This window comes from Stenotrophomonas sp. 2YAF22 (assembly GCF_052114665.1).
Classification (GTDB): Bacteria; Pseudomonadota; Gammaproteobacteria; order Xanthomonadales; family Xanthomonadaceae; genus Stenotrophomonas; species Stenotrophomonas indicatrix.
On record NZ_JBFRFE010000922.1, the window covers coordinates 1 to 1,073 of the forward strand.

2 protein-coding genes are annotated in these 1,073 nt (G+C 65.1%); both read right to left on the reverse strand.

Annotation, left to right across the window (positions count from 1 at the left end):
• Nucleotides 1–98: 98 nt before the first annotated feature.
• Nucleotides 99–542, reverse strand: a complete 444-nt coding sequence (locus AB4Y84_RS22285) for an REP-associated tyrosine transposase (RefSeq protein WP_312787382.1) — start codon at nt 540–542, stop codon at nt 99–101.
• A gap of 200 nt (nt 543–742) precedes the next feature.
• A partial coding sequence (locus AB4Y84_RS22290; RefSeq protein WP_442251009.1) for an SDR family oxidoreductase occupies nt 743–1,073 on the reverse strand: 331 nt, incomplete at its 5' end.

Below are 1,073 nucleotides of genomic sequence, written 5' to 3' on the forward strand. Positions count from 1 at the left end.
GCAATCTCACAAACCCCGACACTTGGTAGTGCCGGCCGCTGGCCGGCAACTTCATGAACCTCCGGACGCACCGCCTGGTTGCCGGCCAGCGGCCGGCACTACCAGATCGACCACGCGTAGGGATACTCGCCAATCTCCCTGGCCAGGCCCGCCCGAATGGGATTGCCCAGGATATACAGAGCCTGGCGATGCAACGATTCCTCTGCCCTGACCGCATGATCGAAGTACCCGGGCTGCCAGACCACCCCACGATGACCGGTCAGCCGATTCAAGGCCAACGCGCTGGATGACTTGAACCGACGGGCGATGCCCGCCAGCTCCGACGCACGCAGTTGCAACATCCAATGCACATGATCCGGCATCACCACCCAGGCAAGCGACTGAACAAGGCCTCGTCGCTCGAGGTCCTGAAACTGGCTGGCTACACAGCCTGCGGTGGCATCACATTCAAAGCGTCGGCGGCGCTGGTACGTTGTTGTGGTCAGCACGTAGACCTGACCGATGATGGAACGCCGCCCATGGCGCAGGAGATCGCTGCTCATGGCCCATCGTGGATCAAGCGGCCATCATTGGCTGTCGGGGAACAGCGCGAGATTCCATGAGGATCCTCCTGCCGATTGGCTGAGGTTGCCGGCCAGCGGCCGGCACTACCCGACAGGAAAATCCCGCGCCGCTAACCCTTGGTAGTGCCGGCCGCTGGCCGGCAACTCATGAACCCCGCCCGGCGGTGTCCCAGACCCCGTCACCCGCGCAGCGTAGCGCCACCGTCCACGTACAGGTCACTCATCGCCACGTGCCCGGCCTGCTCGGACAGCAGGAACATCACCGCCTGCGCGATGTCCTCCGGCGTGGCCAGCTTGCGCAAGGGAATGCCCGCTTTGTAGGTCACGGGATTGCCAGCGATCACCCGTGCCGCGCCCTGCTCGTCTTCCCACATGCCGGTCTGCATCGGGGTCAGCGTGGAGCCCGGCGCAACGATATTGCAGCGGATGCCCAGCGGCGCCAGCTCCAGGCCCAGGCAGCGGGTGAACATCGTCGCCGCCGCCTTCGAGGCAGCATAGGCGGCCATGCCA